This window comes from Pseudomonas sp. ok272, assembly GCF_900109995.1.
Classification (GTDB): Bacteria; Pseudomonadota; Gammaproteobacteria; order Pseudomonadales; family Pseudomonadaceae; genus Aquipseudomonas.
Window position 1 is genome coordinate 1 of the sequence record NZ_FOCB01000034.1, and the last position, 10,012, is coordinate 10,012.

A 10,012-nucleotide genomic window follows, 5' to 3' on the forward strand; every position below is an offset into this window, starting at 1 on the left:
GCCGAGCAGGTGCTCGGCGTCAAGGTCGCGCTCGCTGCAGGTGAATTCGATGCTGTAGCGGAACGGCTGGCTCAGCCGTTCTTCACCGTGGAAGGCCAGGACGTCGAGCGTTGCGGTGAGGTTCTCCACCTGGAGCTTGTGGCGGCTGTGGTCGAAGAACGTGATCGGGGGTGTCGGCATGTTCAAGGCCTTCATGGTGAAGAGCCTTGAACGATGAATGATCTGATGGGGAGGGTTCTAGCCCCCCGGAGCGCCTCGAAAACACGATCAGGACGTGTCCTAGGGCGTTTGTGGAATCGACCTACATTTTTATGCCGGCCTGGTACACGTCGTCTTGCACATCTACCGCCGCGCCCCGTCCTCACCTCCCAAAGATTGACTATGCTTGCCCCACACTCATCGTGTGACGAGGGATGTATGGACGATCCAGTCGACAACAAGCCACCCAGTTTCTGGCAGATGCTGCACAGCGTGATGGCCGCGGCCTTTGGGGTGCAAAGCGGGAAGAATCGCGCCCGCGACTTCACCCACGGCAAGCCGAGTCATTTCGTGGTCCTGGGGATTGTGTTCACCGCGGTGTTCGCCCTGACGCTGTTCGGCATCGTGCAATTGGTGGTGCACCTGGCCGGGGTTTGAGCCGGGGCTCAGTGCATCAGGGTTTGCAGGCTGAAGGGGTAGCGATAGCTCGGGGGACGACCCTTGGCCGATAGGCTGCGAAAGTCCACGCCGTAGTCCTCGGACCCGTCCATGACCAACAGGCGCTTGGCCTGGGCACGGTCGATCAGTTGAAGCAGGGGGAGCTGTCGGTCACGCCCACCGTATTGCTCAATCGCTACACCTTGGTCGATGTCATGCAACAGCACCAATGTCCAGCCGCCCATGCTGAAGTGCCCTCCCATCAACACACTCAAACGTCCATCCAGTCGTGCCTGCAATGCCGCGGGCGAGCTGTTGATCGCGCTGAACAGCGCGTCTTCCCCCGGTTTACCGCCGATCTCTTCATAGGCCTGCATCGCCCCGAACGCCATCTCGTCATTGGCCGACCACACCAGCGAGACCTTGGGGTAGCGTTTGAACAGCAGACTTGCTTGTTCATAGGCGCGCTCACGGCTCCAGGCGCCGAACACCAACTGCCGCAGTTGCACTTCCGGGTGCTCGCGCAATGCGCGCAACATGCCTTTCTCGCGCAATTGCGCAGACGGGGTGATCTTCAAGCCGGAGAACGCCAGCAGTTCAATTTTCTGGCCGGGGGCAACGGGCCCCTGCAGGCGGAGCAACTCCTTGAGCATCAGGTAGCCGCCCTCTTCATCGTTGGGCACCAGGCTGCCGAGCCAGTTGGGGTACTTTTGCGCGCGATTGCCCAGCAGGGCCAGTTGGCCCGCCGTCAGGGAGTTGTTGACGATGAACAGCTTGACCCCGCTGCCCTGGGACAGGCGCAGGATTTCCGGCGCTACGTATTGCTCGTTGACGAACACCAGGTAGTCCGGGCGCTTGGCGCCTTGCAGCACTTCACGTGCATGGCGGATGGTGGTCTCAGGATTACGTTCGGAATACTGCACCGCCAGGTCCATGCCCAGGTCCTTGGCGGCAGCCTGCATGAACAGGGTGTAGCTGACCCAAAAGGTTTCCTTGGACGTCCCGGGATTAAGGAATACCACCGATGACGCTTGCGCGCCCGGTCCGAAGGCCATGCAAGCGGTGATCAGCATCCCACAAAGAAACTTGAACATTAAACAGCCGAGCCCCGGAAATTAGCCGCGCATTATAGCCAGCAACAGGCTGGCAGATCGCGGTTAATTAGCACCTCATCGACAATAAACGAACCGGGCTCGGTCACACGGGGTTATTGATGGCTGACCCAGAACACCGCAGTGCCCACGACCAGGATGATCAGGAACAGAATGGCCCATGCGTCGACGCTGCTGTCGCTTTTACGTGCTTTGGTCGGATTGCTCATTGCATCGCCTCTTGTCGGTTTTATAGATGGCTGCATCAAGACTCAAGCACAGTTAAGACGATGATTGCCCGCACGACAAATGTGGGTTAGACAATAACCCGTCTCATTAGGCGATTTGGTTCTTTCCATATACTCAAACATCACTTTTGCGCATAAACGCAAACTGGTATCTTGCCCCGGCTCCGTGGGGAGTGCGCGGCCGTGCGCGCAGAATTGCCAAGGCAATATCGGAACCAAAGCGAGCCAAAAAAGCAGCGAATTCTGATAGGCCCAAGCCTGAGAACAGGACTTATATGTACGTATATGACGAGTACGATCAGCGGATCATCGAGGACCGCGTCAAGCAGTTCCGTGATCAGACCCGACGCTATCTGGCTGGCGAGCTGAGCGAAGAAGAGTTCCGCCCCCTGCGCCTGCAGAATGGCCTGTATATCCAGCGTTTCGCCCCGATGCTGCGGGTTGCCGTGCCCTATGGCCAGTTGACCTCGCGCCAGACACGCATGATGGCCAAGATCGCCCGCGACTATGACAAGGGCTACGCCCACATCAGTACTCGGCAGAACGTGCAATTCAACTGGCCGGCGCTGGAGGACATCCCGGACATCCTGGCCGAGCTGGCCACCGTGCAGATGCACGCGATCCAGACCAGCGGCAACTGCCTGCGCAACGTCACCACCGACCAGTTCGCCGGTGTGGCGGCGGACGAGTTGATCGACCCGCGCCCCTGGTGCGAAATTGTCCGCCAGTGGACTACCTTCCACCCGGAATTCGCCTACCTGCCGCGCAAGTTCAAGATCGCCATCAACGGCTCGACCTCCGACCGTGCCGCCATCGAAGTCCATGACATTGGCCTTGAGCCGGTGCACAACGCCGCAGGCGAGTTGGGTTTCCGTGTGCTGGTGGGGGGCGGGCTTGGCCGTACGCCGGTGGTGGGCGCGTTCATCAATGAGTTCCTGCCTTGGCAGCACCTGTTGAGCTACCTCGATGCCATCCTGCGTGTGTACAACCGCTATGGCCGTCGCGACAACAAGTACAAGGCGCGCATCAAGATCCTGGTCAAGGCCCTCACGCCGGAGGTCTTCGCCCAGAAAGTCGACGCCGAGATGGAACACCTGCGCGATGGCCAGACCACGCTGACCGAGGCCGAAGTGCACCGTGTCGCCAAGCATTTCGTCGACCCGGACTACAAGGCCCTGAGCAATCAGGCGGCCGCGTTGGCCGAACTCGACGCGCAGCACCCAGGTTTCGCCCGCTGGCGCACCCGCAACACCCTGGCCCACAAAAAGCCGGGCTATGTGGCCGTGACCCTGTCGCTCAAGCCGACCGGCGTTGCCCCTGGCGACCTGACCGACAAGCAACTGGACGGCGTTGCCGACCTGGCCGAGCGCTACAGCTTCGGTCAACTGCGCACCTCCCACGAGCAGAACATCATCCTGGCCGACGTCGAGCAGAGCCAACTCTTCACCCTCTGGGGCGAGTTGCGTGAGCAAGGGTTCGCCACGCCGAACATCGGCCTGCTGACCGACATCATCTGCTGCCCGGGCGGCGATTTCTGCTCCCTGGCCAACGCCAAGTCGATCCCGATTGCCGAATCGATCCAGCGCCGTTTCGACGACCTGGACTACCTGTTCGACATCGGCGAGCTGGACCTGAACATCTCCGGCTGCATGAACGCCTGCGGCCACCACCACGTCGGCCACATCGGCATCCTCGGGGTGGACAAGAAAGGTGAAGAGTTCTATCAGGTGTCCCTGGGAGGCAGCGCCAGCCGCGATGCCAGCCTGGGCAAGATCCTCGGCCCGTCCTTCGCCCAGGACGCCATGCCGGACGTGATCAGCAAGTTGATCGACGTGTACGTGGAACAGCGTACCGAAGACGAGCGCTTCATCGACACCTATCAACGTATCGGCATCGACCTCTTCAAGGAACGCGTCTATGCAGCGAATCATTAAGAACAACGAAGTCCTCGACGAAACCTGGCACCTGCTGCCCAAGGATTTCAACATCGACGAGATGACCAACTGCGACGATTACATCGTGCCCTTGCAACTGTGGCGCGAACACAGCCGCATGCTCCTGGCCCGCGATGGCGGCCTGGGTGTATGGCTGGACGCCGATGAAGAAGCCGAGGAAATCGGTGAGGACGCCAACCAGTTCCAGGTCATCGCCTTGAACTTCCCGGCCTTCACCGACGGTCGCAACTACTCCAACGCCCGTCTGTTGCGTGATCGCTACGGCTTCAAGGGCGAGTTGCGAGCGATTGGCGATGTATTGCGCGACCAGTTGTTCTACCTGCGCCGCTGCGGTTTCGATGCCTTCGCCTTGCGCGCGGACAAAGACCCGTACGAAGCCCTGGAAAGCCTCAAGGACTTCTCGGTGACCTACCAGGCCGCCACTGACGAACCGCTGCCGCTGTTTCGTCGCCGCTAAGTAGCGACCCATGAAAAAGCCCTGAACCGGACATCCGCTTCAGGGCTTTTTTTGTCGGCGCGGTTACCAGAAGCGTTGCTGGGTCAGGCGACTCCACCACGTCAGCAGCACCCGATCAATTGACCCACTCGCGGCCAGGCCAACGCGTTCTTGCAGGCTTTTGCGCTCGGCGTAGTGCAGGTGGTACAGCTCGGCGCCCTTGGCCCGCTCGGCCAGGTACTCGTCGCTGGTTTTCAGCTCGTCGACCAGTTGCTTATCCAGCGCCGCGACGCCCAGCCAGACTTCGCCGGTGGCCACCTCATCAATCGCCAGTTGCGGACGATATTGGGCCACGAAGTTCTTGAACAGGGCGTGGGTGACGTCCAGGTCTTCCTGGAACTTCTCGCGGCCCTTCTCGGTGTTTTCGCCAAACACCGTCAAGGTGCGCTTGTACTCGCCGGCGGTCAGGACTTCGAAGTCGATGTCGTGCTTCTTCAGCAGGCGATTGACGTTGGGCAACTGGGCCACTACACCGATCGAGCCGAGAATGGCGAACGGGGCACTGATGATCTTCTCGCCGATGCACGCCATCATGTAGCCGCCGCTGGCCGCGACCTTGTCGATACACACCGTCAGCGGCACGCCCGCCTGGCGAATACGCGCCAATTGCGAGGAGGCCAGGCCGTAGCTGTGGACCATGCCGCCGCCACTTTCCAGGCGCAGCACCACTTCATCCTTGGGCGTGGCCAAGGACAGCAGCGCGGTGATTTCATGGCGCAAGCTTTCGGTAGCCGAGGCTTTGATGTCGCCATCGAAGTCCAGCACGAACACCCGTGGCTTGGTTTCGGGTTTGTTCTTGTGTTTCTTCCCGGCCTTGTCGGCCTTGGCTTCGGTCTTGCGCAGGGCCTTGAGCTGGTCCTTGTCGAGCAAGGTCTGTTCCAGGCGCTCACGCAGCTCCTTGTAGAAATCATTGAGCTTGCTGACTTGCAACTGGCCCGCAGACTTGCGCCGGCCTTTGCTGCGCAACGCGGCAAAGCTGGCCAGGACCACCAGGATGGCGATCACCAGGGTAACGGTCTTGGCCAGGAAACTGGCGTACTCGGAAAGAAACTCCACTTTGACTCCTTGAGGACGGTGCGCCCCTCGATACAAGGGCGCGCAATGGGTGCAGCATACCCACGGGACTGCGTGGCGACCAGCCGTGAAACCTGCGGTAACGCCCCTCCAACGGGCATTTCAAACAAGCGTATGTTTTTTCATTGACAGCCAAGCGCCATCCCCATAACCTCGCCAAACCTTCAACGTACCGGGATGACGCGGACGTGGGCAGCATCTATTTGATTCGACATGGCCAGGCCTCTTTTGGTGCAGACGACTATGACGTCTTGTCCCCGACCGGTGTGCATCAGGCAGAAATCCTCGGCAGCCACCTGGCTGACCTGGGCTTGAGTTTCGACCGATGCCTGTCGGGCGACCTGCGTCGCCAGCAACACACCGCGACCAGCGCCCTGGCGCAATTTGGCGCTGTCGGCCTGCCGGTACCGGTGCTGGAAATAGACCCCGCCTTCAATGAATTCGATGCTGAAGCAGTCATTCGTGCACTGCTGCCAGACCTGCTGCCCGCAGAACCTGAAGCGCTGCACGTCCTGCGTAATGCCAAGCACAACCGTGGTGAGTTCCAGCGCATCTTCGCCCTGATCATCGAACGCTGGCTGGCTGGAACGTACGATCCACCCGGTCTGGAAAGCTGGCTCGCTTTTGTCGAGCGCGTCCAGGGCGGCCTGCAGCGGATTCTCGAACAGGCCGACAACACCCAGAAGATCGCCGTGTTTACCTCCGGCGGCACCATTACCGCCTTGCTCCACCTGATCACCCAAATGCCGGCCAAACAGGCTTTCGAGCTGAACTGGCAAATCGTCAACACCTCGCTCAACCACCTGAAGTTTCGTGGTCGCGACGTGGCACTGGCTTCCTTCAACAGTCACACCCACTTGCAACTGTTGAAGGCCCCGGAACTCATCACCTTGCGCTGAGTCCGGATCACTGTGACCCTTGCTGTAACACTTGATAAAAGGATCGAACCATGACCTCCGTAGCTGACGCCGTACAAGCCATGAAAGCCAAGTTCAACCCAGCCGCTGCTGCCGGCCTGGACCTGGTTTTCGGTTTCCGCATCGACGAAGACAAGAACTTCTCGCTGATCGTCAAGGACAGCACCTGCGAACTGAAAGAAGGCGAGAACCCAGACGCCCAAGTGACCCTGGTCATGGACGGCGAAACCCTGCAAGGCATCGTCGACGGTTCGACCGACGGCATGCAGGCGTTCATGGGCGGCAAACTGCGCGCTGAAGGCGACATGATGCTGGCGATGAAACTGTCCGAGCTGTTCCCGGCCTAAGACAGCGGCTTCCCCACCGGAAGCCCTGCTGGCTGCACACCCATCCCGCCCCTGTGGCGGGATGGGTCGTTTATGCCCACGTACATCTTGCTCTACACTGCCCAGCTCTTTCTGCCAGCGGCCGCCCATGGACATCGATCTCGCCCGTACCTTCCTGGAAATCGTCCGTTGCGGCAGCCTCGCCGCCGCCGCGCAGAAGTTGCACGTGACCCAGACGGCAATCACCGCACGGGTGCAGAAGCTCGAAAGCCAGTTGAGCAGCACCCTATTCGTGCGCAATCGCGCGGGCGCCCGCCTGACCACCGATGGCGAGGCCTTCGTGGTGTACGCCAATCAACTGGTGCAAACCTGGGACGCCGCACGCCGTAACCTGCCGCTGCCGGATGGCTTTCGCAACGTGCTGCACATCGGTGGGGAAGTCAGCCTATGTAACCCACTGATGCTCAGTTGGGCCCGCGAGATCCGCCAGCACATTCCGGCCTACGCCTTGCGTACAGAAATCGCCAGCGGCGAGAGCCTGCTCAAGCAACTGGAAATGGGCGTGCTGGACGCGGCATTGGTCTATCAACCCGAGTACTGGCCCCAACTGCAGGTCGAGCAACTGCTGGAGGAAAAGCTGATCCTGGTGCGCGAGCCGACACGTCCCGAGCCCTACATTTATGTCGATTGGGGCAACGCGTTTCGCCGCCAACATGACGCCGCACTCCCGGACAAGGCGCGCGCCGCGCTGGGCTTCAACCTCGGTCCGCTGGCGTTGCAGTACATCCTGCAGAACGGCGGCGCGGGCTACTTCCGGACCCGAGTGGTCCAGGCCTACCTCGACAGCGGCGCCCTGGAACGTGTACCCAAGGCCCCGGAGTTCAGCTACCCGACCTACCTGGTGTATTCGCGCGATCGTGATTCGCCGGTGTTGCAGCAAGCCTTCGAGTTGCTGCGCAAGGTGATCAAAAGCGACAGTGACTGGTCCCAGCGCTGGGACCCGCTGATCTAAGCCGGCCTTTCGCTTGAACCGCTGGCCGGATGTTTTGGCCGCGACTAATCTTCTGTCAATAACAACGACAACAGGTGAGCGCGGTGAGGCAAACAACCCAGGCATTTCGCACCCAGTACCGAGCCCAGGTCCATCGGTTCTATAACCCGTGGCTGCATGCCGGTTTCGTGCTGGCATTCGGGAGCGCAGCCATTGCGTTGTGCTGGGGCTCGGTGCATCAGGTGCAGCCCCTGGAATGGCTGGCCGTGCCGTTGACACTGTTGCTGGTCAATGTCGCGATCTATGGCGTGCACCGTTACTTGGGACACCACAAACACGCGCTCTCCCGGCTGTTCTACTCGCGCCACACCGGCGATCACCATAGCTTTTTCGCCCCCGGCCACATGGCCTACGAAACCGCCGGTGATTTCCGGGTGATCCTGTTCCCGGCCTGGCTGATTGTGCTGCAGTGCCTGCTGATCACCCTGCCCGCCTGGTGGTTGCTCAACTCGTTGAATGGCAACGTGGCAGGCCTGGCTGCCGGGTGCATGATCCTTGGCTACCTGACGTACGAAGTGTTCCACGCCTGCGAGCACTTGCCAGCGGCCAATCCCATCACCCGTCTGCCGTGGATCCGCCAGATGCGCCGCCTGCACGAACTGCATCACCGCCGCGAACTGATGCAAGCGCGCAATTTCAATATCGTATTCCCGCTGACCGACTATCTGTTCGGCACCCTGTATTGGGAAGCCGAACCCCACCGCGCCACGAGCGCGTCCATGACTCGCCTACAACACCAGATCGACATCGCCCGCGACCCGATCGCCGTGCTCGCCTATGCCAGCACCACGACCTGCTGGCCCGAGTGGCACCCTTCATCGCTGAAGGTCGATGGCCAGCCTGGGCCGTTGCATGCCGGGGCGCGTTTTGAGGAGGACATTCATGCTGGCGGCCGGGCCGGGCATTTGAGTTGGGAGGTCAGCGAATACTTGCCAGGCCGCCGTTGGTGCGCCCGGGCCCAGGGCGATCATGGCCTGGAGGTGTTGTTGACCTACGAGTGCAGCCGTGAGGGCGACGGCACACGATTTGTACGCACCCTGGAGTATCGATTCGCCAGCCCGCTGATGCGCCTGGCCAACCGATTGCTGCTCAAGCGGCGGATCGAACGTGAATCGACCGCCTCGATGCTGGCCCTGCGCGACATGGCCCAGCTCACCCTGGCCAGCCAGGCCGGGGCGCTCGCCTGACGGGGGCGCCATGGCGCCCCCGCCCATCACTCACCTGCTGACAGAGCCATTGAGACTCTTGGAGATTTCGTCTTTGATCGAAAGGCGTTTTTCCTTGAGCTTCCTCACGTCGTCATCCCCCAGGGCCTGGGCCTCCGCGCTCAGCACCTGATTATCGACAACCGAGTATTTATCCAGCAATGCATTGAGATGGGGGTCGTTGGCCCGCTTCTGCTGGACGACTTCCTTAGTGCAGCTCAGGTCCTGATACAGGTCATGTTTCACCGGCATGGAACACCTCCGTTCGTTGATCGGTGGCGAACGCCTTGGTGCGCGCTCACCCGTTCTCAGCATGGCCTCGCTCAGTGGTAACTGTCGACCATCAATCCGACCAGCGGCGACAACCAGCCAGGCCCCTAGACCTCAATCAGGTGCTTGAGCGGGTGGTAGTCGGTTTTCAGGGTCGCGGCGTACAGCGACGCCCGTGAAATCAGCTGGCAGAACCAGTCCAGCAGCACCGGGTTGTTCAGGCTGCGCGCCAGCTTGATATGGAACTCGCCCAGCAGATGGATCAGCCGTTCATGGTCGCCACTGCGGGCGGCTTCCTGCTCCAGCTTCAGGTGATCGCGCAGGTCGCGGGTGACGGCCGTATCGCGGGCTTTGCGGTGTGGCGCACATCGCATTGACACCACACACCCCTGTGGTAGCAACTGTCTTAGCCATGCCGCTCGTCACCGCCATCGCGAGCAGGAATCTGGGTTGAGCCCGTAGGAGCGAGGCTTGCCCGCGAACCGGCCAGCCCATCCAACATCAATGTCGCCAGACGTACCGCCTTCGCGGGCAAGCCTTAATGCCAGTCAGTTAAGGCGCCAAACCTGTGGGAGCGAGCCTGCTCGCGAAGACGGCAACACAGCCAACATCTCCGTTGACTGACCTACTGCTATCGCGAGCAGGCTCGCTCCCACGCGGGTTTCGCTTAACTGACTGGCATTAGGGCAAGCCTCGCTCCTACAAGGAATTGAGCTGCCCCCGGATGTGTGTTCGCCGTGGAC

Annotated in this window: 11 protein-coding genes and 1 pseudogene; 7 read left to right on the top strand and 5 right to left on the bottom strand. The window is 60.9% G+C overall.

The window, feature by feature from the left end; translation table 11 throughout:
• Positions 1 to 195 (bottom strand): hypothetical protein (locus BMW74_RS24135; RefSeq protein WP_256562662.1); only part of this gene is annotated, 195 nt, incomplete at its 3' end.
• 222 nt (positions 196 to 417) lie between these two features.
• Between BMW74_RS24135 and BMW74_RS24140 the strand changes: the two genes are divergently transcribed.
• Positions 418 to 636, top strand: a complete 219-nt coding sequence (locus BMW74_RS24140; protein WP_093426608.1) for a DUF2970 domain-containing protein — start codon at positions 418 to 420, stop codon at positions 634 to 636.
• Between the two features lie 8 nt (positions 637 to 644).
• Here BMW74_RS24140 and BMW74_RS24145 read toward each other — a convergent pair whose 3' ends face one another.
• Positions 645 to 1,730: an ABC transporter substrate-binding protein gene (locus BMW74_RS24145; protein ID WP_093426609.1), complete on the bottom strand. Its 1,086-nt coding sequence runs from the start codon at positions 1,728 to 1,730 to the stop codon at positions 645 to 647.
• A 520-nt stretch (positions 1,731 to 2,250) separates the two neighbouring features.
• On the opposite strand from BMW74_RS24145, the gene BMW74_RS24150 reads away from it, so the two are divergent.
• Both BMW74_RS24150 and BMW74_RS24155 read left to right on the top strand, forming a co-directional pair.
• Entirely contained in the window at positions 2,251 to 3,909 is a 1,659-nt protein-coding gene (locus BMW74_RS24150; protein ID WP_093426610.1) for a nitrite/sulfite reductase, read from the top strand.
• Positions 3,893 to 4,387: a DUF934 domain-containing protein gene (locus BMW74_RS24155; protein ID WP_093426611.1), complete on the top strand. Its 495-nt coding sequence runs from the start codon at positions 3,893 to 3,895 to the stop codon at positions 4,385 to 4,387. Before BMW74_RS24150 ends, BMW74_RS24155 begins: the two co-directional genes overlap by 17 nt.
• A 63-nt stretch (positions 4,388 to 4,450) precedes the next feature.
• On the opposite strand, the gene sohB is transcribed toward BMW74_RS24155, so the two are convergent.
• Positions 4,451 to 5,482, bottom strand: coding sequence for a protease SohB (gene sohB / locus BMW74_RS24160; RefSeq protein WP_093426612.1), 1,032 nt, complete (start codon positions 5,480 to 5,482; stop codon positions 4,451 to 4,453).
• A gap of 206 nt (positions 5,483 to 5,688) precedes the next feature.
• Between sohB and BMW74_RS24165 the strand changes: the two genes are divergently transcribed.
• From BMW74_RS24165 to BMW74_RS24180, 4 genes are all read left to right on the top strand, one after another.
• Positions 5,689 to 6,399: a histidine phosphatase family protein gene (locus BMW74_RS24165; RefSeq protein ID WP_093426613.1), complete on the top strand. Its 711-nt coding sequence runs from the start codon at positions 5,689 to 5,691 to the stop codon at positions 6,397 to 6,399.
• 50 nt (positions 6,400 to 6,449) lie between these two features.
• Positions 6,450 to 6,764 carry an SCP2 sterol-binding domain-containing protein gene (locus tag BMW74_RS24170; protein ID WP_093426614.1) on the top strand — a complete coding sequence of 105 codons (315 nt, stop codon included), beginning with the start codon at positions 6,450 to 6,452 and terminating at the stop codon, positions 6,762 to 6,764.
• Positions 6,765 to 6,891: 127 nt separating this feature from the next.
• Entirely contained in the window at positions 6,892 to 7,755 is an 864-nt protein-coding gene (locus BMW74_RS24175; RefSeq protein ID WP_093426615.1) for a LysR family transcriptional regulator, read from the top strand.
• 83 nt (positions 7,756 to 7,838) lie between these two features.
• Positions 7,839 to 8,981 carry a sterol desaturase/SRPBCC family protein gene (locus BMW74_RS24180; protein ID WP_093426616.1) on the top strand — a complete coding sequence of 381 codons (1,143 nt, stop codon included), beginning with the start codon at positions 7,839 to 7,841 and terminating at the stop codon, positions 8,979 to 8,981.
• A gap of 30 nt (positions 8,982 to 9,011) precedes the next feature.
• Here the strand turns inward: BMW74_RS24180 and BMW74_RS24185 are convergent, their stop codons facing one another.
• On the bottom strand, positions 9,012 to 9,251 hold the full coding sequence (locus BMW74_RS24185; protein ID WP_093426617.1) for a DUF465 domain-containing protein: 240 nt from the start codon (positions 9,249 to 9,251) through the stop codon (positions 9,012 to 9,014).
• A 152-nt stretch (positions 9,252 to 9,403) separates the two neighbouring features.
• A pseudogene (locus tag BMW74_RS24190) lies at positions 9,404 to 9,613 on the bottom strand (FCD domain-containing protein); the annotation flags it as partial.
• Between the last annotated feature and the right edge of the window lie 399 nt (positions 9,614 to 10,012).

What these genes read in the sequence shown, in the direction of transcription:
- BMW74_RS24140 (WP_093426608.1), top strand. Translation starts at nt 418, where the DNA reads ATGGACGATCCAGTCGACAACAAGCCACCCAGTTTCTGGCAGATGCTG.
- BMW74_RS24145 (WP_093426609.1), bottom strand. Translation starts at nt 1,730, where the DNA reads ATGTTCAAGTTTCTTTGTGGGATGCTGATCACCGCTTGCATGGCCTTC.
- BMW74_RS24150 (WP_093426610.1), top strand. Translation starts at nt 2,251, where the DNA reads ATGTACGTATATGACGAGTACGATCAGCGGATCATCGAGGACCGCGTC.
- BMW74_RS24155 (WP_093426611.1), top strand. Translation starts at nt 3,893, where the DNA reads ATGCAGCGAATCATTAAGAACAACGAAGTCCTCGACGAAACCTGGCAC.
- BMW74_RS24170 (WP_093426614.1), top strand. Translation starts at nt 6,450, where the DNA reads ATGACCTCCGTAGCTGACGCCGTACAAGCCATGAAAGCCAAGTTCAAC.
- BMW74_RS24175 (WP_093426615.1), top strand. Translation starts at nt 6,892, where the DNA reads ATGGACATCGATCTCGCCCGTACCTTCCTGGAAATCGTCCGTTGCGGC.
- BMW74_RS24185 (WP_093426617.1), bottom strand. Translation starts at nt 9,251, where the DNA reads ATGCCGGTGAAACATGACCTGTATCAGGACCTGAGCTGCACTAAGGAA.